This is a genomic window from Ruminococcus sp. AF17-22AC (assembly GCF_003460065.1).
GTDB lineage: Bacteria > Bacillota > Clostridia > Lachnospirales > Lachnospiraceae > Blautia_A.
On sequence record NZ_QRXT01000002.1, the window covers coordinates 212190 to 237090 of the forward strand.

Sequence of the window (24901 nt, forward strand, 5' to 3'; positions counted from 1 at the left end):
ATCCTCCTTTGCATGGACTGACATTATTATAGCATGTAAAAATAGTTCCTGCTATGGTTTCATTTCTATATTAAAACATTTTTATCATGTTTTTTTATAAAATGGTCTTGAATTTTTGTACAAGATTCGATACAATATGCAATAGGTTGACGTTTCTTTAACAAACGCCGTAAATCAACCATTTAATTCATAGGAGGAATTTATCATGGCAGTAAAAGTTGCAATTAACGGATTTGGCCGTATCGGTCGTCTGGCTTTCCGTCAGATGTTTGGAGCAGAAGGATTTGAAATCGTTGCTATCAACGACCTTACATCCCCGAAAATGCTGGCTCACTTATTAAAATATGACTCAACTCAGGGAAGATACGCTCTGGCTGACAAAGTAGAAGCAGGCGAAGATTCCATCACAGTTGACGGAAAAGAAATCAAAATCTATGCAAAAGCTAACGCTGCAGAACTTCCTTGGGGAGAAATCGGTGTAGACGTAGTTCTTGAGTGCACAGGTTTCTATACATCCAAAGACAAAGCTCAGGCTCATATCGATGCAGGTGCTAAACACGTTGTTATTTCCGCTCCGGCTGGAAACGACCTTAAGACAATCGTTTACAATGTAAACCATGAAGGTCTTACAAACGAAGATAAAATCATCTCCGCTGCATCCTGTACTACAAACTGCCTTGCACCAATGGCTAAGGCTCTTAACGATCTTGCACCGATCAAATCCGGTATCATGTGCACAATCCACGCTTACACAGGTGATCAGATGACACTTGACGGACCGCAGAGAAAAGGCGATCTGAGAAGATCCCGTGCAGCTGCAGTTAACATCGTTCCGAACAGCACAGGTGCTGCAAAAGCTATCGGTCTGGTTATCCCGGAACTGAACGGCAAACTTATCGGATCTGCTCAGCGTGTACCAACCCCAACAGGTTCTACAACAATTCTTACAGCAGTTGTTGAAGGAAACGTTACAAAAGAACAGATCAACGCAGCTATGAAAGCAGCTTCTAATGAATCCTTCGGATACAATGAAGACGAAATCGTATCCAGCGATATCGTTGGTATGAGATTTGGTTCTCTGTTCGATGCTACTCAGACAATGGTTCTTCCACTTGAGAATGGCACAACAGAAGTACAGGTTGTTTCATGGTATGACAATGAAAACTCCTACACAAGCCAGATGGTTCGTACAATCAAACACTTTGGCAAACTTCTGAACGCTTAATTAGAAGCCGAGTAGCACTCAGATGTGACAGATATGAATTGTCTGACACATATGAATAAGACTCAGAGAAGGGTCCGGTCTTGAATAGGACCGGGCCTTTTTGTCTGTATAAAGTTAAATATTTATAAGGAGGCATAACAAGATGCTGAATAAGAAATCTGTTGATGACATCAACGTAAAAGGCCAGAAAGTCCTCGTAAGATGCGACTTCAATGTACCTCTGCAGGACGGTAAAATTACAGATGAGAACCGTCTGGTAGCAGCTCTTCCTACAATCAAGAAGCTTGTTGCAGATGGTGGAAAGATTATCCTTTGCTCCCACCTTGGAAAACCGAAGGGAGAGCCGAGACCGGAACTTTCTCTTGCACCTGTTGCAAAACGTCTCACAGAGCTTCTCGGTCAGGAAGTTAAATTTGTTCCGAGCCCGGTTGTTGTAGATGACACAGTAAAAGCAGCAGTAGCTGATATGAAAGACGGCGAGATCATTCTTCTTGAGAATACTCGTTATCGTGCAGAAGAGACAAAGAATGGTGATGAATTCAGCAAAGAACTTGCTTCTCTTTGTGACGTATTTGTAAACGACGCATTTGGTACAGCTCACAGAGCTCACTGCTCTAACGTTGGTGTTACCAAATATGTAGATACAGCAGTAGTTGGATATCTGATGCAGAAAGAGATCGATTTCCTCGGAAACGCTGTAAACAATCCGGAAAGACCATTCGTAGCTATCCTTGGCGGAGCTAAAGTTTCCAGCAAGATCTCTGTTATCAACAACCTTCTTGATAAAGTTGATACTCTGATCATTGGTGGTGGTATGTCTTACACATTCTCTAAAGCACTTGGCGGACATATCGGTAAATCCCTCTGCGAGGACGATTACCTTCAGTATGCATTAGACATGCTTAAGAAAGCAGAAGAAAAAGGTGTTAAGCTTCTTCTTCCGGTTGACAACAGAATCGGAGATGATTTCTCCAATGACTGCAACATCCAGATCGTAAAACGTGGATGTATTCCGGATGGCTGGGAAGGAATGGACATCGGAACAGAGACAGAGAAAATCTTCTGTGATGCTGTAAAAGATGCTAAGACAGTTGTTTGGAACGGACCAATGGGCTGTTTCGAAATGCCGAATTTTGCTCATGGTACAGAAGCAGTTGCCAAAGCTCTTGCTGAGACAGAAGCTACAACAATCATCGGTGGTGGTGATTCCGCTGCTGCAGTCAACATCCTTGGCTATGGCGACAAGATGACTCACATCTCCACAGGTGGCGGTGCTTCTCTGGAATTCCTCGAAGGAAAAGAGTTACCAGGCGTAGCAGCAGCTAACGACAAGTAAGAAACAGCGTATATAATCCAGACACTGTGTTAGATGCGGCTCGACGTACCAGCTTTTGTACGACTTCGCCGCATCTGCCTTGTGTCTGAAATCATATCCGCAGTTTCTTGTGGATAAGAATATACATTTGGGAATGCATTTTGATTCGTAACTGTGAGGGTACTGAACAGTTACAGAAGTTCGATGAATTTGAGTACAACTTCAGTGAATCGAACTACCTTATAATACTTATAAATTAAGGGAGATAAGAAAATGGCAAGAAAAAAAATTATCGCTGGAAACTGGAAAATGAACATGACTCCAAGCGAAGCAGTTAAATTAGTTGAAACTCTGAAACCACTTGTACAGAACGATGAAGTTGACGTAGTATTCGGTGTACCGGCTATCGACATCGTTCCTGTAGTTGAAGCCTGCAAAGGCACAAACATCGCTGTAGCAGCAGAAAACATGTACTTTGAAGAAAAAGGTGCATACACAGGTGAGATCGCTCCGGCTATGCTCGTGGATGCAGGCGTTAAATATGTTATCCTCGGACATTCCGAAAGAAGAGATTACTTCGGAGAAACAAACGAAGACGTTAACAAGAAAGTCCTTAAAGCTTTCGAACACGGTATCACACCAATCATGTGCTGTGGAGAATCTCTTGAGCAGAGAGAACAGGGCATCACAATGGACTGGATTCGTCAGCAGGTTAAAGTTGGTCTTCAGAACGTAACAGCAGACCAGGCTAAGACTATGGTTATCGCATACGAGCCAATCTGGGCTATCGGAACAGGCAAAACAGCTACAAGTGAACAGGCTCAGGAAATCTGCAAAGGTATCCGTGATTGTGTAGCAGAAATCTATGATACAGACACAGCAGCAGCTATCCGTATCCAGTACGGCGGATCTGTAAATGCAGGAAATGCAGCAGAGCTGTTTGCAATGGGCGATATCGACGGTGGTCTTGTTGGTGGAGCTTCCCTCAAACCAGACTTCGGAAAAATCGTTAACTACAAATAATTCATACAAAAACATTAAGCCAGATACTTCAAACCGCATCGGTCAGAGGTATCTGGCTTTTTGATGTATTATGAAATTGCTCCGTAATGTTCCTATTACATCAAAAAAATTTTTCATACACGTACAAATGTCCGCGCTTGACAAAATCCATTTTATACCATACTATTAGACACATGGTAGAAATAATCCCTGAACTTTAAGGGACGAGGAGAAAGGAGCCATTCCAAAATGGAGAAAAAAGTGATTCGTGCAGCCCTTCTGGGATTTGGTACAGTAGGAACCGGCGTATATAAAGTACTGGAGAAGCAGAAAGAGGAGATGATTCCGAAGCTTGGAAGTCAGCTGGAAATCAGCAAGATTCTGGTACGTAATCTGGAAAAAGCAGCAGCAAAAGTAAAAAATCCTGAGATCCTGACAAACAACTGGGACGAGATCGTAAAAGATCCTGAAATAGATATTGTAATTGAGCTGATTGGCGGAATCGAACCGGCAAGAACCTACATACTTGACGCATTAAATGCCGGCAAACATGTAGTAACAGCCAACAAAGACCTGATTGCAGCTCATGGAAAAGAACTTCTCGATGCAGCAGAAGCAAATCATGTGGATTTCCTGTTTGAGGCAGCAGTAGCCGGTGGAATTCCGATTATCCGTCCGCTGAAAGAATGTCTGGCAGGCAATCATATGGCAGAAGTAATGGGAATCGTCAACGGAACGACCAACTTTATCCTCACAAAGATGACACAGGATGGTATGGAATTCAAAGATGCCCTTGCCCTTGCTACAGAGCTGGGTTATGCCGAGGCAGACCCGACTGCAGATATCGAAGGTCTGGATGCCGGACGTAAGGTAGCAATCCTTGCATCCGTAGCGTTTAATTCCAGAGTTGTATTTGATGATGTTTATATCGAGGGAATCACAAAGATCACAGCCAAAGATATCAAATATGCTAAAGAAATGGGATGTGACATAAAGCTCCTCGGAGTTGCAAAGAATACAGAAGACGGAGTGGAAGCTTATGTATGCCCGATGTTGATTCCGAGCAGCCATCCGCTTGCATCTGTCAATGATTCCTACAATGCAGTATTTGTAAACGGTGATGCAGTAGAGAATGCAATGTTCTATGGCCGTGGCGCAGGAGAACTACCGACAGCAAGTGCGGTAGTCGGGGATCTTTTTGAAATCGTAAGAAATATTCAGGCAAATTGCTGTGCACGTATCGGATGTACCTGCTACAAAGAACTTCCGGTCAAAAAAATGGCAGATACCTGCAACCGTTACTTTATGAGACTGATCGTAGAAGACCGCTGTGGTGTTCTGGCCGAGATGACCGCAGTATTTGCAAAATATGGTGTCAGTGTGGCTCAGATCATTCAGAAAGCAGCAAGAGATGAAGGAAGTGCAGAAGTAGTTGTGATTACGGCAAAAGTTCGAGAGGGAGATTTCCGTACTGCAATGGAAGAACTGAGCGGAAGAAGTTCCGTACGTAAGATCAGCAGCATGCTTCGTGTGTACGGAGAATAAAATAAAAATCATACCTTAAGTTATTTTCGAGAAGGAGAAGCTTATGGGAAATATTATGGATTATATCAGTTGGAGAGGTGACCTTTCTTTTGCGCAGTCCCCATTTAATGAGGTGGATAACCTGATTCTTGCCTGTTTTTCGTATGTGAATCTCGACGGGATTCCGGCAGTGTCCGGGAAAAAGGGGATAGAACTGAAAAAACTGGTCAAAGAATTTAAAAAATTACACACGATAAAAGAACTGGAGGCGGATAAATCATTTATCCGCCTGGCTCCGTTTATGATGTTTGAAATGGCAGAATCTGTACGGTTTGGAAAATGTGTGATCCGAAACTATGCCAATGAGATTGTTACAGAAGCGGAACAGCAATTTTCAGCGGTGGAGATCGTTCTGGAAGACGGAACTTCTTACGTTTCTTTCCGTGGCACGGATGATACCATTATAGGCTGGAAAGAAGACTTCAATTTAAGTACAGGTGTCGTTCCTGCGCAGGAACGAGCAGTTGAGTATATGGAGCGGATTTCTGACAAAGCTTCCGGGATGCTGCGGGTAGGCGGACACTCAAAAGGTGGAAATCTTGCGATTTATGGCTCAGTCATGTGTAAAAGTGCGCACGATAAGATTCTGGAAATATATTCAAACGATGGGCCGGGATTTTCAAAGGAATTTCAGGAATCTCCCGAGACAGCAGAGATGATGCCGAAGATTATCCGGATCATCCCGGAATATTCCATCATAGGAACACTTCTCGAACATGAGAAACAGCCGATTATCGTGGCAAGTACCAGCAGAGGACTTCTTCAGCACGATGGTTTTTCATGGGAAGTGCAGGGACCGGGTCTTGTCAGACGAGACAGCCTGAATAAAACAGCGCTACGTTTTATCGAGATCCTTCACAAATGGATCGACGGAATGGACACGGAGCAGAAGCGACTGTTAATTGAAGACCTTTTTGCAACACTGCAGGCATCCGGCTGCGAAAACTTAAGTGAAGTACAGTCGGGCGGAATCAAGAGCCTTGCGGCCATGGTGAAACGACTGGATAAATTTGCACCGGAATCAAGGGGAATGATGCAGGAACTTCTGACCGCGATCTGTGGCGGCTGGCTGGAACAGCTTCAGGAGAATACAAAGGATAAACTATCTGCGATTCCACAGAGCTTTTCCGATAAAATCCTTGAAAAATTCTAAATTTTTGGTACTATATAATAGGAAAAAACATACAAGCTGACACTGCATGAATATGCAGAAAAACTATACAATAGAAGGAGAATATTATGAGTAAAAAACCAACCGTTTTAATGATCCTGGATGGTTATGGCCTGAATGACAAACATGAGGGAAATGCAATCTACGAAGCAAAGACTCCTGTTATGGATAAATTAATGGCAGAATATCCATTCGTAAAAGGAAATGCCAGCGGACTTGCAGTTGGTCTTCCAGACGGACAGATGGGTAACTCTGAGGTAGGTCATATGAATATGGGCGCAGGCCGTATCGTATATCAGGAACTTACCAGAATCACAAAAGAGATCAACGATGGTGATTTCTTCAAGAATGAAGCGCTTCTTGCAGCAATGAAGAATGCAAAAGACAATGATTCTGCTGTCCACTTCATGGGACTTCTTTCCGATGGTGGTGTACACAGCCACAACACACATCTCTATGCACTGCTTGAGATGGCTAAGAGAGAAGGTCTTAAGAAAGTTTATGTACACTGTTTCCTCGACGGACGTGACACACCTCCGGCATCCGGTAAAGAATTCATCGAACAGCTTGAAGCAAAGATGAAAGAAATCGGCGTTGGTGAGATCGGTGTTGTTTCCGGACGTTACTATGCAATGGACAGAGATAACCGCTGGGATCGTGTAGAGCTTGCATACAAAGCACTGACAGAAGGGGAAGGTGTCAAAGGCACAGACGCTGCAGCAGCAGTTCAGGCTTCCTATGATGCTGACAAGACAGATGAATTCGTACTTCCGACTGTAATCGAAAAAGATGGCAAACCGGTTGCAACTATTCAGGACAAAGATTCCGTTGTTTTCTTCAACTTCCGTCCTGACCGTGCACGTGAGATCACCAGAGCATTCTGCGATGATGAGTTCAAAGGCTTCGAGAGAGCAAAGAAACTTGACCTCACATATGTTTGCTTCACAGACTATGATGAGACGATCCAGAACAAACTGGTTGCCTTCCACAAAGTACTTCTTAAGAATACATTTGGTGAATACCTTGCAGCTCATGATATGACACAGGTTCGTATCGCTGAGACAGAGAAATATGCTCACGTTACTTTCTTCTTCAACGGTGGAGTAGAAGAGCCAAACAAAGGCGAGGACAGAATCCTTGTAAAATCTCCGAAGGTTGCTACTTATGACCTTCAGCCGGAAATGAGTGCGCCGGAAGTTTGTGATAAACTTGTAGATGCGATCAAATCTGACAAATACGATGTGATCATTATCAACTTTGCAAACCCGGATATGGTTGGTCATACCGGTGTACAGGCTGCAGCAGTAAAAGCAATCGAGACTGTTGACGGCTGCGTGGGCAAAGCAGTAGAAGCCCTCAAAGAAGTTGACGGACAGATGTTCATCTGTGCTGACCATGGTAACGCAGAGCAGCTGATCGATTATGAGACAGGTGAACCGTGGACCGCTCATACAACAAACCCGGTTCCGTTCATTCTCGTGAATGCAGATCCGAAATACACCTTAAGAGAGAACGGATGCCTTGCAGACATCATTCCTACACTGATCCAGCTTATGGGAATGGAACAGCCGGCAGACATGACAGGAGAAAGTCTTCTGATTGAAAAATAAAGACTGAAACTAATCTGAATATAAGTAAATAATGAAATCCCCGGATGGTTATGGTGATTGCCAGAATTGTCCGGGGATTTTTTTACTTAATTTTAAAGCGGAAAACTGGTGAAAAGTCACAAAAAATATTCTACGATATGGAAAAGAATCGCTGTTTTTTCGTGCCTTCTTTATACTTGTACTATATATTCTGAGAAAAATAAAAGTAGTCAGAAAAAGAAGGAGGAAGGCGAATGAAACCAAAAGGACGACAAATGATGGCATGGCTGCTGACGGCAACAGTAACCCTAAGTGGCAATTCCTTTACGGTACTTGCGGATGAGATGGATGTGCAGGTACAGCAGGAAACATCAGAAAATGAAGAAGAAATTTTTGCAGCAGAAGAGGCAGGAACCGTACAGGATGAGGCAGTAGATACGGAAGAAAGTGAAGAGATTTCTTTTGATGAGGAAGTGCAGGATGAAATCCAGATTGAGGATACAGAGGATTCCGATTCTGAATTGGAAGAGGAACTTCAGATAGAAGAAGCTGCGGATGATTCCGAAAATCTGATTCTGGAAATGCAAGATGATATAAGTGTATTTTCTTCAGGAGAAGATATTCAGAATCCGGAAGAATATAAAATCTGGTCAGAAACTGCTGAGAATAACAGCGTTCTTAAAATCACTGGATAGGTAGACATGACTACATCTGTTATGTAGAAAATAAGGATCATTGGAAAGGTGATAATGTTCCTTTTGAAGTAACAGACGTATCCATTGAAAATTCATGGGAAGAAGAGGACGAAACACCGGTCCTGGTAGTTGAGCCGATGGAAGATGGCTGGAATATTCGGGCAAATAGATTAGGAACAGCAGTAGTAGAACTTGCTTATATTGATATTTCCGGCGAAGTACAGCATTATAGTTATAAAATTGATGTAAATGAAGATAAATTTACTCTGGAACTTAATCCGGATGAGAGCATCAGACTTCATATGGAATACGATGAAACAGTATGGAAAGCTGCTATTTCCCTACATCATATAACAAAGACGAAAAATGTAGTCATCTCTGGGAAACTGTTATTGATGTCAAAGGAAACTGTGGAAAAGCAGAAAAACGTCATCAGATTTGTACTGCCTGCCAGGAGCGGAAAGCTCCTTCAGATATTCCAGCAACAGGTAAACATAAATGGAGTAAATATATTGTAACTAAAAAAGCAACCGTATTTGCACAGGGACAGGAAAACGGAGACATCAGACTTACAGCTCAGAGAAGCACAAACAGAAGAGCAGTAAAAGTAAAAGTACTTGTAACCGTAGATGCAAGGGGCAGAGTAAAAGGAATAAGAACAGGAAGTGCTGTGATTACAGTAAAAGCAGGAAGGGCGGTATACAGAACTGTCATAAAAGTTACAAAATAATTGAGTATTTGAAGCGCGGGCTGCAGAAATGTATCCCGCGCTTTGAATGTCGGTGACAGAAATTTGACATTTCATAAAAAAAGAGATAATTTAAGATGCAAAAATACAGAAGTATGTTATAATGGAAACGTTACAGGAAAATCATCTTAAAATGTTAGGATTTGGATGGTTGGACGCAGGTATTGATATTCAGGAGAGTATAATAAATGAGTAACAAAGAAATTAAGGATAGATTATCTGACGGTGAAGGGGCACCGGGTGAGCGCACAGATATGGAAGAACATATTGATGCGGTTATGGACAGACTGACAGACCCACCGGACGACGATGAAGGGTTGGATGATCTGGGCGAGTATGATGATTCAAGAGAAGAATATGAAGATACAGAGCCGGATGAGGAGAATCCTGATAATGGTGAAGAATTTACTGAGGATGACGAAGAATCCATAGAAGATACAGAACCGTATGATGAGGCTGAAGAAGTGTATGAGGAGAGACCTCATCCTGCAAGACATAAATCGGCACGTCCCGGTCCGGTCGTGTATGTTCCAGTAGATGATATGGATGAACAGCCGGTACAGAAAAAGAAAGGAAGCAAAAAGAAACACAAAGGTGGGCGTATCTTTGGGCTTCTGCTTCTGATGGTGCTTGTGGTTGGTGGCTGTGCCTATGCAGGAGCAAGCTACTACTTCTCGGATCGGTTTTTTGAGGGAACATGGATCAATGGTGTGAACTGTTCACGTATGACGGCATATGAAGTAGAGAATCTGTTCAAACAGAAATTCCAGAATTATTCCATTGAGGTTTCTTCGAGAGGACTGGATCCGCAGACAATTGCAGGAGATCAGATTGATTATCAGTATCTTTCTACCGGAGAAGTGCTGAATCTTCTGAAACAGCAGAAGCCGTATGAATGGATCAAAGGCATGTATGAGCAGAAGAGCTATACTGTTTCCGAGAATACAGGATACAACAAGACCAGGCTTCAGGAACAGCTCAAATCACTGAACTGTGCACAGGCAGAGAATCAGACCGCACCGGAGAATGCATATGTGGCATTTAAGGATGGACAGTTTGTGATCGTTCCGGAGACGGAAGGTAGCAAGCTTAATATCAAACAGGCATATCAGGTATTGGATGCAGCTGTTGCGGCCGGTCAGACAAGCGTTAATTTTGCAGATACACCGGAAGCATACGTAAGTGCGGATGTTACACAGAATGATCAGGCACTGCAGTCTGCTCTGGAAGCATGCAATAACTACACGAGAGCAAGTATCACCTATACTTTTGGCGACCGTACAGAAACGCTCGATGGCAATACCATCAAAGACTGGCTGCAGTTTGACGAGAAGGGTCAGCTTGTATGGGATGACAATTCTTTCCAGCAGCATGTGGCTGATTACGTGGCACAGCTTGCAGCAACTTATGATACAGTCGGTACGGAGAGAGAATTTCAGACGACAAGCGGCAGAACTGTTTATGTATCCAGTTCCGTATACGGATGGAAGATTGACCAGAGCGCGGAGACAGCGCAGCTGAGTAAGGAGATTCAGTCCGGTACGCAGACGACGAGAGAGCCGGTCTTCTCACAGACAGCAAATGCCTACGGAGTAAATGATCTCGGTAACACTTATATCGAAGTTGATTTAAGTGAACAGCATATGTACTATTATCAGAACGGTGCAGATATTTTTGAATCTGATTTCGTTTCCGGTAATATGAGTTACGCAGATCGCCAGACACATGCCGGTATCTTTACGCTCTATTATAAGAAGAGCCCGGATGTACTCAGAGGAACAATGAAAGCGGATGGTACTTACGAGTACGAATCAAAGGTTGAATACTGGATGCCGTTTGATGGCGGAATCGGATTCCATGATGCTTCATGGAGAGATGAGTTCGGCGGCGATATTTACCTGACAGACGGTTCACACGGCTGTATCAACATGCCACCGGAAAATGCGGGTGTTCTGTATGATCTGATACAGTATGATGTGCCGATCGTATGCTTCTACTAAAACACAGGAGAAAGAATAATTATGATGGATAAATCTTTTGGCCTTATTTTGGCCGTGATAGCATTAATTGCCGGAGTCATGCTTCTGACAGGACATGGAGACATCCTGTTGAAAGGCGGCAATGCAAAGCTTCGCAAAGAAAAATATGATGAGAAAAAAATGACATGGGGATCAGGCGTTGCACTGCTTCTGATCGGCGTTGCAACCCTTATAGACAGCTATACGACAAGTCTTGCAGCGGAGGTTGCTTATATCGTTGTACTGCTTGCAATTCTTGCATGGCTGGTATTCTATCTGAAAACCAAATGTGTTAAGAAATAATAATTACAGAAAATCTGAAAATAAATTTATACTTACACAAAAGAAGAGCATGGAAGAAATCAAAATCGAATCTTCCATGCTCTTTTCGCCTTAAGTATAAGAGTAAATAGTTTATGACGTCTTTTCATTAACAAAACAGTGTAATGAGATCCATTGGTTTACTGATCCGCATATCCGGCTCCGGAACCTCACCGAAACCATATTCCGCAAGGACAAACGGAACTCCGGCTTTGCGGCATGCCTCGAAGTCTCCCATTGTATCACCGACATAGACCGGATCCTTCAAACCATTCTGATCAGTAATCTGGCGGATGTTGGAACCTTTATCAAGACCGGTATCTCCATTACAGAGATGTCCATGGAAATATTTGGCGAATCCGGTTTTTGCAAGGAAAAGTTCGATATAACCACACTGACTGTTGCTGACGATATAAAGAGGATATTGTGCGGACAGAATCTGCAGGGCTTTTTCCAGATCCTCATAGAGAGGTGCACCGGTAATATGAAGAAGTGCATGTTCTGCCTCGCAGCAGCCATCGATCAGGCGAAGCTGTTCATTCTCCGGATATTGGGGAAAGACCAGAGCTGCAATTTCTGCCAGGGGCTTTCCGAAAAGTGTTTTGAGCTGACCGGCTGTGATGGTAAGGTCTATCTGTTCTTTTTGCCGGAGATAATCAGTCCAGGCTTTTGCAACGACATCTGTAGAGTCCCACAAAGTACCGTCTACGTCAAAAATGATACTGTCCATAGTACAAATCCTTTCGATAAATTCATCTGAAGTGTTATTTATGTTACCATGTCTGATATTCTATCTGTTATAATAAAAAAAATCAACTGTCTTTTGGCAGGATTTATGTTATACTTAAGCAGTATTGAAAAATAATCTGGCATTGTTTACAGTAACAATATTCCATCAGATCCGGAGGATTTTATGCTAAATGAGATTGTACAGCCGCTTATAAGCTGGTACAGACAAAATAAACGGATCCTTCCGTGGAGAGATCAGAAGAATGCTTATTATACTTGGGTGTCGGAGATTATGCTTCAGCAGACCAGAGTAGAAGCTGTAAAGCCGTATTTTCTCCGTTTTATCGGAGAACTCCCGGATGTGAAGGCTCTTGCAGAGTGTCCCGAAGAGAAGCTTATGAAGCTGTGGGAGGGACTTGGATATTATAATCGAGTAAGGAATATGCAGAGCGCAGCGCAGGTCGTTGTCGCAGAATACGGAGGCGTTTTGCCGGCATCTTATGATGAGCTGCTCGCCTTAAAGGGAATCGGCAGTTACACCGCAGGCGCGATCGCATCGATTGCTTATGATATTCCGGTTCCGGCAGTCGATGGAAATGTCCTTCGTGTTTTTTCGAGGATCACCGAAGACCGTCAGGATATCATGAAACAATCTGTTCGCAGTCAGGTCGAAGAGAAACTGCTGGGGATTATGCCGAAAGATGCTCCCGGAGATTTTAATCAGGCACTGATGGAACTTGGAGCAGTGGTGTGTGTACCCAACGGACCGGCGCGGTGTATGGAATGTCCGGTTGCAGCATTGTGTAAGGCGTATCATCATGGCACGGTTGATGAACTTCCGGTAAAAGCACCAAAGAAAAAGCGAACCATCGAAAACAAAACGGTTCTTGTGATTCAGGACGGAGAGTGCACTGCAATTCGCAAACGACCACAGGAGGGGCTTCTTGCAGGGCTTTATGAACTGCCGAATGTCGAAGGTCATCTGAGTATGGATGAAGCACTTCAGAAGGTAAAAGAGATGAATCTGGAGCCGCTTCATATCGAAGTACTGCCTGAGGCGAAGCATATTTTTTCTCACATTGAATGGAGAATGATTGGTTATCGTATCCATGTATCTTCACTGGAGGAACGAAAGGAAGCACCATTTATTTTTATAGAAAAGAAACAGTCTGAAAAGCAGTATGCGATACCGTCTGCTTTCCGGGCATATATAAAATACATGAAGGAGAAACCAGGAAAATGAAATTACTGAGTATTGCAATTCCCTGTTATAATTCAGAAGCATATATGGAAAAATGTATCGAGTCTCTTTTAAAGGGTGGAGAAGATGTGGAGATTCTTGTAGTAAATGACGGATCTTCCGACCGTACTGCAGAGATCGCAGATACATATGCAGAGAAATATCCGACGATTATTAAGGCTGTCCATCAGGAAAACGGCGGACATGGAGAAGCTGTCAATGCCGGCATCCGTAATGCCACAGGCCTTTATTTCAAGGTTGTAGACAGCGATGACTGGGTAAATGAAGAAGCTTATGCAAAGATTCTGCATACACTGGGAGAACTCGTGCGTGGACCGGAGACAGTAGATATGCTGATCAGCAATTTTGTTTATGAGAAGCAGGGTGCAGCCCGCAAGAAAGTTATGCAGTACCGTCATTGCCTGCCGGTAAATGAGATTTTCGGATGGGACAGCGTGCATATGTCGAAGGGAAAATACCTTTTGATGCATTCGATTATTTACCGTACCAAACTCCTGCATGAATGTGGAATGGAGCTTCCGAAGCATACATTCTATGTGGATAATATCTTTGCATTTGAGCCGCTTCCGTTTGTGAAGAAAATGTATTATCTGGATGTGAATTTTTATCGTTACTTTATCGGAAGAGATGACCAGTCTGTAAACGAAAAGGTAATGATAAAAAGAATCGACCAACAGATCAGAGTAAACAAACTGATGACAGATATCTTCCATAATTGTCAGTTTGACAATAAATATGTGAAGAAATATATGTTGAGTTATCTGGACATCATCACGACAGTTTCTTCTATTATGCTGGTTCGTGCAGGTACACAGGAAGCCCTTGATAAGAAAAGAGGATTGCTGGATTATATCCGTGAGCAGGATCTGTGGCTTTATCACAAATTGCGTTACAGCATCCTCGGACGTGCGGCAAATCTGCCGGGAAGAGGCGGACGTAAGATGTTTGTGGCTGCGTATAAAATATGTCAGAAATTCTACGGATTTAACTAAAATCAAAATAAAACTTCTGCTGAGTGACCGGCAGAAGTTTTTTATGTAATAGGAAATTATGAGATCATGCGCACCTGCCTGGAGCCGATGGATACGGAAAAATCTTTCAGGATTCCGGCGGATTCTCCGTCTTTGTGCACTGGCAGTGCGAGGTCACTGTGGATATCTATTTTTTTACAGCGGAAAATGTGGATACCATGAAAAATCGTGTGTTTTCCGAAAAATGCTGTCGGAAGACAACACAGGACTTTGGGCTTGCTTAAGCCATCGACTACGATGACATCGAGATATCCGTCAGACGGACTGGCATTCGGGCAGAACTTAAAACCGCCGCCTTCGTACTTCTGATTCATGACTGCGGTGAAATATACTTTGGAAAACTGCTGTACATTGTTATCATCCATGACGAGTGTCATAGGAGAAGGAGTTAGAAAAAGAAGCTGTTTCAGTGCGACAAAAAGGTAGACCAGCTTTCCGAGCCCGATACGGTTAAGAATTTTTTTCAGCGGTGTGACGCTGACTTCATGGCATACTCCGGCATCGAAGCCGATTCCGCAGCTTATCGCAAAGTGGCTGCTTCCCGTACTGCAGGTGAGTATCGGAACATCCATCGGATGAGGCCGGCAGTCGGAAAGAATCAGATTAAGTGCCTCGGTGGGTTCTGTTGGAAGTTTCATTCCGCGGCAGAAATCATTTCCGGATCCGGTAGGGATATAGCCGAAAGTAATATATGACAGATCGTGTACGCCGCTTAATACTTCCTGAATCGTGCCGTCTCCTCCGACTGCAATGAGGGTTACCGGGTTTTCCGGGGCAGCATCGGAAGTAATGGACTCAGACAGAAGAACGGCATGTCCTCTGTATTCTGTAAAAAATGTTTTATATTCAACATTTCGCTCATTTAAGATGCCTTCGAGTCCTTTCCAGATCAGGGCACCTTTTCCGGAGCGGGAATTAGGATTTACGATAAAATAATACATAATTTCCTCCCTTATGTTCCTGTTTATCATAGCATGACCGACAGAAATTTACAAATATTTCAGGCATTTATTATCATTGAGTGCTTATCTTCCTTTTTTTGTTGGGATATGTTATACTCACATCAAAGAAAATTCAGAAAATATCAACTTGAGAAAGAGGAACATCTATGAAGTCATTGGTAATTGCGGAGAAACCATCTGTAGCACGGGATATTGCGAGAGTTCTCCACTGTAACCAGAAGGGAAACGGAATCCTGGAGGGAAAAGAATACGTGGTGACATGGGCACTTGGACATCTTGTGACGCTTGCAGATCCTGAGGAATATGATAAGAAATATGTGAAATGGGATATGGAGACTCTGCCGATGATGCCGGAGAAGATGAAACTTGTGGTCATCCGTCAGACCTCCAAACAATATCAGGCAGTTAAAGCTCAACTGTTTCGAAAGGATATCGGGGATATCATTATTGCTACAGATGCTGGCAGAGAAGGTGAGCTTGTGGCGCGCTGGATTCTGGATAAATCCGGATGCCGCAAACCGATCCGTCGTCTCTGGATCTCCTCTGTGACAGATAAGGCAATCCGTGATGGGTTCCATAATCTGAAAGACGGCAGAGAATATGATAATCTTTATCGCGCAGCGGTAGCCAGAGCAGAAGCTGACTGGCTGGTTGGTATCAATGGCACGAGAGCGCTGACATGCAGGCACAATGCCCAGCTTTCCTGCGGAAGAGTGCAGACACCGACACTGGCGATCATTGCAAGAAGAGAAGAGGAGATCCGTAAATTCCAGCCGGAAGAATATTATGGTGTTACTCTGCAGGCGGGTGGCATACAGTGGACATGGAAAGACACCAGAAGTGGCAGTTACCGTACATTCCAGAAAGACCGTGCAGAAGACATACGCAAAAATATTTCAGACGGTGTACTGGAAATCACCTCTGTAGCAAAGAAACCGAAGAAAACATATGCATCAGGTCTGTATGATCTGACGACGCTTCAGAGAGAGGCAAATCAGAAATACGGATTTTCCGCAAAAGAAACTCTGAATATTATGCAGCGGCTTTATGAAAATCATAAGGTACTTACATATCCGCGAACGGATTCACGTTATATCGGAAAGGATGTTGTACCGACGATTAAAGAACGTCTGAAAGCCTGTGGAACAGGCCCGTACAGAAAGCTTGCCGGAGTACTGATCAGCAAACCGATTCAGACAAACGGAAGCTTTGTGGATGATAAAAAGGTCAGTGACCATCATGCAATCATTCCGACGGAACAGTTTGTACAGCTCGATCATATGACGAATGAAGAACGCAAAATATATGATATGGTCGTGCGTCGGTTCTTGAGTGTGCTTTATCCTGCATTTGAATATGAGCAGACTTCTCTTGAAGCAAAGGCAGCAGGACAGACTTTTGCAGCAAACGGAAAAACAGTTATAAGAGCCGGATGGAAAGCTGTCTATGAGGAGGGCATGCAGGAAGAAGATATGGAGGACAATGCACTGAAAGATCAGAAACTTCCTGTGTTCCGTCAAGGAGAAAAAATCCATATAGACAGTGTAAGGCTCACTAACGGCAAGACAAAACCACCGGCACATTTTACCGAGGCAACACTTCTTGCTGCGATGGAAAATCCGGTAAAATATATGTCGACGAAAGACTCACAGGCGGCAAAGACGCTGGGAGAGACCGGCGGACTTGGCACTGTTGCTACAAGAGCCGATATCATTGAGAAACTATTTCACACATTCCTTATGGAAAAACGTGGAAATGAGATTTATCTGACATCGAAGGCAAAACAGCTTCTGGAACTGGTACCGGAAGACTTGAAGAAACCGGAGCTGACAGCAGACTGGGAAAAGAAACTTTCCGATATTTCAAAGGGAAAGCTGAAGCAAAAAGTATTTCTTGACGGAATCCGGGAATATACGGAAGAAATTGTTGGTGAGATAAAGACAGGAACAGGTACATTCCGTCACGACAATCTGACAAATAAAATCTGTCCGAACTGTGGAAAACGTCTTCTTGCAGTAAATGGTAAAAACAGTAAGATGCTGGTATGCCAGGACAGAGAATGTGGATACAGAGAGACTATTTCCCGTACGACCAATGCGCGCTGTCCGAAGTGCCACAAACGTATGGAGATGCTGGTCAAAGGAAAAGAAGAAACTTTCGTATGTGCATGTGGCTATAAAGAAAAGCTTTCTTCCTTCCAGGCAAGACGTGCAAAAGAAGGCGCAGGCGTAAATAAAAGAGACGTGCAGAAATATTTGAAAAAGCAGCAAAAAGAGGCGGCAGAGCCAGTAAATAATGCATTTGCACAGGCGCTGGCAGGCATTAAGCTGGATTGAGAAATCAGGTGCATAAAGCACTGGCAGAATTTAAAAACAAGGTAAAGCAGAATAAAAGGAGAGTGGGCTTATGAAGTTACAGAAGTATCAAAAATGTTCAGAAGTTACCCGTGGACTGGAAAAAGCAGAACTTGTACTGAAAAATGCCCGTATTGTGAATGTTTTTACCAGAGAGATCCTGAAAGGGGATATTGCGATAGAAGATGGTCTGATTTCAGGAATCGGAAGTTACGAAGGAAAAAGAGAAATTGATCTGGAAGGCAGGTACGTCTGTCCGGGACTGATCGACAGTCATCTGCATCTGGAATCAACTCTTGTGACACCGGCAGAGCTTGTAACAGTGGCTGCCCGCCATGGGACAACGACGTTTATTGTGGATCCGCATGAATCTGCAAATGTGTCCGGTTTAAAGGGCATTGATTATATCCTGAATCAGACAGAAGATGTAGAGGCAAATGTATTTGTGATGATGCCGTCGTGTGTACCGGCAACTGCAATTGACGACAATGGATGTACCATTACTGCACAGGATATGGTACCGTATCTTAACAACAGAAGGATACTTGGACTGGGCGAAGTAATGGACTATATATCGGTGGTAACTGCTGATGAAGCCATGCACAGCAAACTGGATCTGTTCAGAGAAAGAGTGAGAGACGGACATGCACCGTTTCTGGCAGAAGCAGATCTGCAGGCTTATGTGATGGCAGGAATCACGACAGATCATGAGTGTTCGGATTTTGACTATGCAATGCGGGAGCGGCGCTGCGGAATGACAGTACATATCCGTGAGGGCAGTGCGGCAAGAAATCTCAAAGCAATCGTATCCGGAATTGTCAGGCATCAGATGAACGGAGAAGGCTTCTGCTTCTGTACCGATGATAAACATATCGAAGATATTGAAAAAGAAGGACATATCGATCATAATGTACGCAAGGCAATAAAGCTTGGGATGAACCCGATTGATGCGATTTGCATGGCGACGATCAATTCCGCGAAATGTTATGGTCTCAGAAGACTTGGCGCAGTTGCAACAGGATATCAGGCGGATCTTCTGGTGCTGGATGATCTTGAAAATATGACAATTCATGATGTCTATTATAATGGACAGAGAATTGATCAGGACAGCGAGATTACGGTAAGAGAATGTCCGGTCGAATTAAAAAATACAGTTCATGTCGGGAACTTTGCAGTAGATGATCTGACACTGGAATCACCAGACGGAAGTTTCCATGTAATCGGAATTCAGGAAGGTGAGATTACAACTGTCCGTAAAAAGGCACAGCTATTTGACGGACCGGGTGTGTTCCGGGCAGATGAGGATTATCAGAAAATTGCGGTGATCGAGCGTCACAAAGCAACCGGCAAAACGGGAGTGGGTATTGTAAGTGGATTCGGAATCCGAGGCGGAGCAATTGCGTCCAGTGTTTCACATGATTCTCACAACATTATCGTGATCGGTGACAATGATCAGGATATGGCACTTGCGGTACAGGAACTGATCCGTACACAGGGCGGTTATACACTGGTGGCAGATCATGAGATTTTTGATACACTGGAATTACCGGTGATGGGATTGATGAGTGATGCCGGTTTCCGGTATAGTCACATCAAACTGAAAAGAATGATTGAAAAAGCCCATGAAATGGGTGTACCGGATGGAATCGCACCATTTATCACACTGTCATTTATGGCGCTTCCGGTCATTCCGGAGATTCGTATTACACCGCGAGGCATCTATGATGTATGTGCAGGTGAATTTTATAAATACTAAAAGAGGAGTAACAGTTTATTATGCCAGTATTTGATTTCAGCAATACAAAAACGGAGAAGAAAGATCCGGAATGTACTTATACGACGTTCCAGTCCAATGAAAAAGTACCTTCAGCAGAAAAACCGATTTTGGTTATTGAGAACAGAAACCGTCAGTGGAAACATCATTCCTGTGGTGTATTTTCCAATCCAAACCAGAAATCATCCTTCGAGTTTAAAGAGGATGATGGCGTGTTTCCGGCAGATATCTTAAAGATTGATGCACGTTTTGTGAGCCTCGTAAAATGGCTTGGCGAAAATCATATCAGTGTACGATTATCGGGACAGAATAATGAAGGGGGTTATGCGGTTTATAAGATTCGTGAGACAGCATTTGGAGGCGGAACGAAGCTTTCAGCAGAGGATGGATTCCTGCAGTTTATGATCGAACGACTTCTTGCAAGTAATGCACCGACGGAACTTCCGGAAAACGATGAGGAAGATGAAGATGGTGACGATATGAAACTCACCAGTATACAGAGTATTACGGACTTTATGACCTGTGCCGGAAGAACCATGCCGGACAACATCCGCCTCTGGGCAAGAAGAAACCTTGCAGTGGCACGCTCTCATGAAGTTTCGCAGGAAGAGCGGAGACATGCACAGAGAGCTCTGTCCATTATGATGAACATTCAGTGGAAAAACAATTATTTCGAATCCATTGATCCGGTAGAGGCACGCCGCATTCTCGACGAAGAACTCTATGGAATGGAAAAAGTAAAACAGAGAATCATTGAGACGATCATCCAGATCAACCGTACACACACCCTTCCGGCATATGGTCTGCTTCTCGTAGGACCGGCAGGTACCGGTAAGTCCCAGATCGCCTATGCTGTGGCACGTATTCTGAAACTTCCATGGACAACACTTGACATGAGTTCTATCAACGATCCAGAGCAGCTGACAGGAAGTTCCCGTGTTTATGCAAATGCAAAGCCGGGTATCATCATGGAAGCTTTTTCTATGGCGGGTGAATCAAATCTGGTATTTATCATCAATGAGCTTGACAAGGCGACGAATGGCAAAGGAAACGGCAACCCGGCCGATGTCCTTCTGACGCTTCTTGACAATCTCGGATTTACAGACAACTATATGGAATGTATGGTTCCGACCGTCGGTGTATATCCGATCGCCACAGCAAATGACAAGGCACAGATCAGTGCGCCGTTAATGTCCCGTTTTGCGGTTATTGAACTTCCGGATTACACAGCAGAAGAAAAGAAAGTGATCTTTTCGAAATTTGCTCTTCCGAAAGTCCTGAAACGAATGAGCCTGGAAGCGGAAGAGTGTGTGGTGGCACCGGACGGTCTGGATGCAGTCATTGAGCAGTTTGCCGATACGACCGGTATCCGTGATCTTGAACAGGCGGCTGAGCACATTGCAGCAAATGCACTGTATCAGATTGAAGTCAATCATGTATCTTCTGTAACATTTGATGCAGAGATGGTAAAGAAACTGTTTGAATAAGAATAAACGCTGTTACTGTTCACAGGATACTATCTGTGAACAGTAACTAAATGCCCGGAATGTAGGATTGTTTTACAAAATAGACTTGCATTTCGGGAATTCTTTTGTTATACTACAGAAAGTTTCATAGAAATTAAATAACTGGTTCGAAACCCTCCCAGTATAAAAAACTAGGTCATTCAGGTATCTTCCGATCGTTGATACCTTTTCTGTGGAGGATTTTTACATAGAAAAGGGAAAGGTTGGAAGTTTTTTTATGCGCAAAATTATTATAGACTGTGATCCGGGAATCGATGACGCACTTGCCATCATGCTTGCGGTCAATTCTCCGGAGCTGGAAATCATGGCGATTACGACTGTATCAGGCAATGTACCTTCTGATATGGGCGCAGTCAATGCAAAAAAAGTCCTCAAACAGTTAAACAGACTGGATATTCCGGTCTATATCGGAGAAGATGCACCACTTCGGGAAGAATATATAGATGCACGTGATACACATGGTATGGATGGACTTGGGGAAAGCTTTCTCCCGGAAGTTTCCAGCGGATGTGAGAAGCAGAGTGCGGTGGATTTTCTGACAGAGATTCTGGAAAAAGAAAAGATCTCGATCATTGCTCTTGGTCCGATGACAAATCTTGCAAAAGTATTTTCGAAGAAGCCACACCTTATCCGAAATGTGGAAGAGCTGGTTTCTATGGGAGGCAATTTCAGAAGTCACGGAAACTGTTCACCGGTAGCAGAGTACAATTACTGGTGTGACCCGGATGCGGCTGCCATTGTATATGATCTTTTTGAAAAAGAAGGCAATATCATTCATATGATTGGTCTGGATGTCACCAGAGAAATCGTGCTGACACCGAATCGTCTGGAATATATGTGCCGCCTCGACAAAGAAAATGGTGAGTTCATCCGCAAGATCACAGGATTTTATATGGATTTTCACTGGGTGCAGGAAGGCATCATCGGATGCGTGATCAATGATCCACTTGCAGTGGCATATTTCATTGACAGGTCAATGTGCAGTGGATTTGACAGCTTTACAGCCGTTGCAACCGATGGTATCTGTCGTGGACAGACGGTAGTAGATTCTATGGATTTCTGGAAAAAAGAACCGAACAGTCATATTCTTACAGAGACGGATCCGGAGAAGTTTTTCCGCTTCTTTATGGTACGTGTGCTTAAGAAAGAAGATGGCAGCAAATGGAACGACGAGGACTTAAAACTTCTGCATGAACTGTGAAAGGGGAAGAAAAATGAGCGCAAACATGGAAGCGAACAACGTAAATAACACAAAGAAAAATACTGCCGGCAGCAAGATCAATGCCTATCAGATCTGTCTGGTAGCGCTGGCAGTTGGAATTAATATTGCCGGAGGACAGATCGCACTTCTGCTGAAACTTCCGGTTTATCTGGACAGCATTGGTACGATTCTGACCGGTGCACTTCTGGGACCATGGTTTGGAATGCTTCCAAATCTGATCAGCGGAATCTTCATGGGAATGACAGTCGATATTTATTCTCTGTATTTTGCGCCGGTAGGAATGATCACCGGTATTATGAGTGGTCTTGTATTTCGCAAACTGTCCGTAAAGAGAGTAAAAGTGCTGGCGGCAGCTGCAATGATCACTGTCCCGGGAACAGTGGTAAGTTCTGTAATCAACGCAGTGCTGTTTGGCGGAGTTACTTCTTCCGGATCTTCAATTCTGGTGCAGCTTCTTTCACATACACCACTTGGCCTGACCGGAAGCATTTTTGTAGTTCAGTTCCTGACCGATTATCTTGATCGCTGCATCGCAGTTTTTGTAGTCAGTGTATTTGTGACTATGCTCAGTGGAGAAATGAAACAGCGACTGACGGGAAGTGTGCATAACAGAGCGTAAAAATTATAAAATAAGAGCTGTCGTACCTGACGAGATTATGATCTCGCGGTGGTACGCAGCTCTTTTTTTTGCATTGCCTCAAAAAGGAAAGAATATCAACGGAAACTCTTTAACCAGTTGACAAGGGAATCATGCCAGATGTTTTCATTGACAGTTTTCTTCATCTGATCGCTAACCGGACCGTTGTTTGCCATTTTGGCAAGGATGGCTGCCTGTAATTCTGCAACAGACATGTCTTCCGGCGACTTGTTCGGATCGAAATGAACCGGTTCTGTGGCGGAGGATGGTGCTTCAGAATCAGCCGGTATGGATTCTTCATCTGTTACTGTTTCCTCGTTCACCGAAATCTCAACCTTAAATGGTTTATACTCAGGCATATCGCCGGCAGGTACCCAGATCTCGCCACTGTTTGCCGGAACAGTTACATTGATACGGCCATCCTGTACAGCGACTTTCTGACCGGACAGTGCACCGATGTATTCCACAGCATTTCCAGCAGGAAGATCCATGGAAGCAGCATTGTCATCGTTATTGACTGTTACAACGACACGCACATCGTTCAGATCACGTGCAAATGCAAACTGACGGTTTGTAAGGTGCAGTTCTGCATAGCTTCCGTAACTTAATGCAGGTGTGTGCTGTCTGATCTGTCCGAGAGCTGCAACGAGGGCAGTACATGGATTATCTCCCAGAGCAGTTTCATAATTATCAAGTGAAAGGGCAGGGCGGAGACTGTCATCAGAAGAACGCTCCTTGCGGCCCTCAATTCCGAACTCGGAACCATAATAAATACTCGGAACTCCCGGAAGAGTATAGAGCAAAATATGAACCGGTGTAAAGTGCGCTTTATTGGACAGTTTTGTATAAATTCGCTCGACATCATGATTGTCCACAAAATTATAAAGATCGAGATTTCCCATATTCTGTAAATATTTGACCGTATGGGCAATCTCAAAATAGTTGTGGTCATTATGACCGCTGTAGAGTGCCTTGTGAAGCGCGTAGTTCGTGACACTGTGCAGCGTCTCGCCGTTTACCCAGCGGCTGTAATCACCGTGGATAACCTCGCCCATCAGCCAGAAATCCGGCTTGACTTCTTCAGCAGTACGACGGAGCATACGCATAAAATCAAAATCAAGGACATCGGCAGCATCAAGACGGATGCCATCTACATCAAATTCAGAAACCCAGTAACGGATCACATCACAGATATAATTCTGAACATCCGGATTGCGCTGGTTAAGTTTGACGAGCAGATTATATCCACCCCAGTTGTCATAGGAAAATCCATCATTGTATTCGTTGTTTCCATAGAAATTGACATTGCAGTACCAGTTAAGATATGGCGAATGCTCCCTGTTTTTCTGGATATCTTTAAAGGCGAAAAAATCACGTCCGGTATGGTTGAATACACCGTCAAAAATAACTTTGATTCCTTTTTCGTGGCAGACTTTTACAAAAGTTGTCAGATCTTCGTTGGTTCCAAGACGGGAATCCAGTTTTTTGTAATCGGTTGTTTCATAACCATGTCCGACACTTTCAAAAAGAGGCCCGATGTACAGGGCAGTGCAGCCGATTGCTTTAATATGGTCAATCCATGGAAGAAGAGTGTTCAGGCGATGCACCGGTGTACTGTAGTCGTTCTGCTTCGGTGCTCCGGAAAGACCAAGCGGATAAATGTGATAAAAAATAGCTTCGTTGTACCAACTCATGTTGTTATCATCTCGTTTCATATAAAATTATGGGGCTGTCGTT

General features: G+C 43.7%; 20 protein-coding genes and 1 riboswitch. Of the genes, 17 read left to right on the forward strand and 3 right to left on the reverse strand.

Going from position 1 to position 24901, the window contains the following annotated elements:
• Positions 1-205: 205 nt before the first annotated feature.
• From gap to DWW86_RS04285, 10 genes are all read left to right on the forward strand, one after another.
• Positions 206-1225 (forward strand): type I glyceraldehyde-3-phosphate dehydrogenase, encoded by a 1020-nt coding sequence (gene gap / locus DWW86_RS04240; protein WP_015541145.1) that lies wholly within the window; start codon positions 206-208, stop codon positions 1223-1225.
• 142 nt (positions 1226-1367) lie between these two features.
• The gene (locus DWW86_RS04245) at positions 1368-2561 is read left to right on the forward strand and encodes a phosphoglycerate kinase (protein ID WP_117942381.1); all 1194 of its coding nucleotides are present in this window, start codon (positions 1368-1370) and stop codon (positions 2559-2561) included.
• A gap of 252 nt (positions 2562-2813) precedes the next feature.
• Positions 2814-3563, forward strand: a complete 750-nt coding sequence (gene tpiA / locus DWW86_RS04250) for a triose-phosphate isomerase (RefSeq protein ID WP_022387864.1) — start codon at positions 2814-2816, stop codon at positions 3561-3563.
• A 228-nt stretch (positions 3564-3791) separates the two neighbouring features.
• The gene (locus DWW86_RS04255) at positions 3792-5087 is read left to right on the forward strand and encodes a homoserine dehydrogenase (RefSeq protein ID WP_117942382.1); all 1296 of its coding nucleotides are present in this window, start codon (positions 3792-3794) and stop codon (positions 5085-5087) included.
• A 43-nt stretch (positions 5088-5130) separates the two neighbouring features.
• The gene (locus DWW86_RS04260) at positions 5131-6279 is read left to right on the forward strand and encodes a DUF2974 domain-containing protein (RefSeq protein WP_117942383.1); all 1149 of its coding nucleotides are present in this window, start codon (positions 5131-5133) and stop codon (positions 6277-6279) included.
• 86 nt (positions 6280-6365) lie between these two features.
• Entirely contained in the window at positions 6366-7907 is a 1542-nt protein-coding gene (gpmI, locus tag DWW86_RS04265; protein ID WP_072523122.1) for a 2,3-bisphosphoglycerate-independent phosphoglycerate mutase, read from the forward strand.
• A gap of 233 nt (positions 7908-8140) precedes the next feature.
• The gene (locus tag DWW86_RS04270) at positions 8141-8581 is read left to right on the forward strand and encodes a hypothetical protein (protein ID WP_117942384.1); all 441 of its coding nucleotides are present in this window, start codon (positions 8141-8143) and stop codon (positions 8579-8581) included.
• A 322-nt stretch (positions 8582-8903) separates the two neighbouring features.
• Positions 8904-9311, forward strand: a complete 408-nt coding sequence (locus tag DWW86_RS04275; protein ID WP_117942385.1) for a hypothetical protein — start codon at positions 8904-8906, stop codon at positions 9309-9311.
• A gap of 206 nt (positions 9312-9517) precedes the next feature.
• Positions 9518-11329: a L,D-transpeptidase family protein gene (locus DWW86_RS04280; RefSeq protein WP_181985304.1), complete on the forward strand. Its 1812-nt coding sequence runs from the start codon at positions 9518-9520 to the stop codon at positions 11327-11329.
• A gap of 21 nt (positions 11330-11350) precedes the next feature.
• A complete protein-coding gene (locus DWW86_RS04285) occupies positions 11351-11650 on the forward strand; it encodes a DUF3784 domain-containing protein (protein WP_072523125.1) in 300 nt (99 codons plus the stop codon).
• A gap of 127 nt (positions 11651-11777) precedes the next feature.
• Here DWW86_RS04285 and DWW86_RS04290 read toward each other — a convergent pair whose 3' ends face one another.
• Positions 11778-12398, reverse strand: coding sequence for an HAD family hydrolase (locus tag DWW86_RS04290; RefSeq protein WP_072523126.1), 621 nt, complete (start codon positions 12396-12398; stop codon positions 11778-11780).
• Positions 12399-12581: 183 nt separating this feature from the next.
• Here DWW86_RS04290 and mutY point away from each other — a divergent pair, with 183 nt between their 5' ends.
• Together mutY and DWW86_RS04300 are read left to right on the forward strand one after the other, a co-directional pair.
• Entirely contained in the window at positions 12582-13640 is a 1059-nt protein-coding gene (gene mutY, locus DWW86_RS04295) for an A/G-specific adenine glycosylase (RefSeq protein ID WP_072523127.1), read from the forward strand.
• Entirely contained in the window at positions 13637-14650 is a 1014-nt protein-coding gene (locus DWW86_RS04300) for a glycosyltransferase family 2 protein (RefSeq protein ID WP_117942386.1), read from the forward strand. The genes mutY and DWW86_RS04300 overlap by 4 nt, the downstream gene beginning before the upstream one ends.
• Before the next feature lie 56 nt (positions 14651-14706).
• Here the strand turns inward: DWW86_RS04300 and DWW86_RS04305 are convergent, their stop codons facing one another.
• Positions 14707-15630, reverse strand: coding sequence for a diacylglycerol/lipid kinase family protein (locus DWW86_RS04305; RefSeq protein ID WP_117942387.1), 924 nt, complete (start codon positions 15628-15630; stop codon positions 14707-14709).
• A 167-nt stretch (positions 15631-15797) separates the two neighbouring features.
• Between DWW86_RS04305 and DWW86_RS04310 the strand changes: the two genes are divergently transcribed.
• From DWW86_RS04310 to DWW86_RS04330, 5 genes are all read left to right on the forward strand, one after another.
• A complete protein-coding gene (locus tag DWW86_RS04310) occupies positions 15798-17987 on the forward strand; it encodes a DNA topoisomerase III (protein ID WP_117942388.1) in 2190 nt (729 codons plus the stop codon).
• A gap of 70 nt (positions 17988-18057) precedes the next feature.
• A complete protein-coding gene (gene ade, locus DWW86_RS04315) occupies positions 18058-19761 on the forward strand; it encodes an adenine deaminase (protein ID WP_117942389.1) in 1704 nt (567 codons plus the stop codon).
• A gap of 20 nt (positions 19762-19781) precedes the next feature.
• Positions 19782-21266: an AAA family ATPase gene (locus DWW86_RS04320; protein WP_117942390.1), complete on the forward strand. Its 1485-nt coding sequence runs from the start codon at positions 19782-19784 to the stop codon at positions 21264-21266.
• A gap of 135 nt (positions 21267-21401) precedes the next feature.
• A riboswitch (PreQ1 riboswitch) is annotated at positions 21402-21446 on the forward strand.
• A 76-nt stretch (positions 21447-21522) separates the two neighbouring features.
• Complete coding sequence (locus DWW86_RS04325) at positions 21523-22506, forward strand: nucleoside hydrolase (protein ID WP_117942391.1); 984 nt, start codon at positions 21523-21525, stop codon at positions 22504-22506.
• Between the two features lie 13 nt (positions 22507-22519).
• Positions 22520-23146, forward strand: coding sequence for an ECF transporter S component (locus tag DWW86_RS04330; RefSeq protein WP_117942392.1), 627 nt, complete (start codon positions 22520-22522; stop codon positions 23144-23146).
• A gap of 95 nt (positions 23147-23241) precedes the next feature.
• Here the strand turns inward: DWW86_RS04330 and DWW86_RS04335 are convergent, their stop codons facing one another.
• Positions 23242-24858: an alpha-amylase family glycosyl hydrolase gene (locus tag DWW86_RS04335; protein WP_117942393.1), complete on the reverse strand. Its 1617-nt coding sequence runs from the start codon at positions 24856-24858 to the stop codon at positions 23242-23244.
• Positions 24859-24901: the final 43 nt, after the last annotated feature.